Below are 268 nucleotides of genomic sequence, written 5' to 3'. Positions count from 1 at the left end.
GCGATATCTTCAAACAGTACGCAGACAACGAGACATTCCGAAACAAGAGGATGCAGTGGATCGAGCCTGCGAGATGGATTAAGGGCAGCAAAGACGAAAACGGTCATGCTGTCATTGCCACCGAAGCAAGTATCGACGATGTGGTCGAGTACATGCCTGGCCTGGATCCGAAACTGTTGGAACCGCAGCGGTTGCTCGACCCAAAAAATGCTGCGCTAAGCGACGAGAGCGGCAATTACAAAGAAGACTGGGTGAGGAAAGAAGCGAC

At 51.9% G+C, this 268-nt stretch carries 1 protein-coding gene; it reads left to right on the top strand.

Annotation, left to right across the window (positions count from 1 at the left end; genetic code table 11):
- Window positions 1–50: 50 nt before the first annotated feature.
- The coding region (locus SB822_RS57620) for a hypothetical protein (RefSeq protein WP_410859176.1) at window positions 51–268 on the top strand (218 nt) is incomplete at its 3' end.

The sequence above is a fragment of the Paraburkholderia sp. SIMBA_054 genome, assembly GCF_046534875.1.
In the GTDB taxonomy this organism is placed as follows: Bacteria; Pseudomonadota; Gammaproteobacteria; order Burkholderiales; family Burkholderiaceae; genus Paraburkholderia; species Paraburkholderia hospita.
The sequence above is the reverse complement of the archived record's forward strand: the minus strand, read 5'-3'. Positions and strand labels throughout refer to the sequence as shown.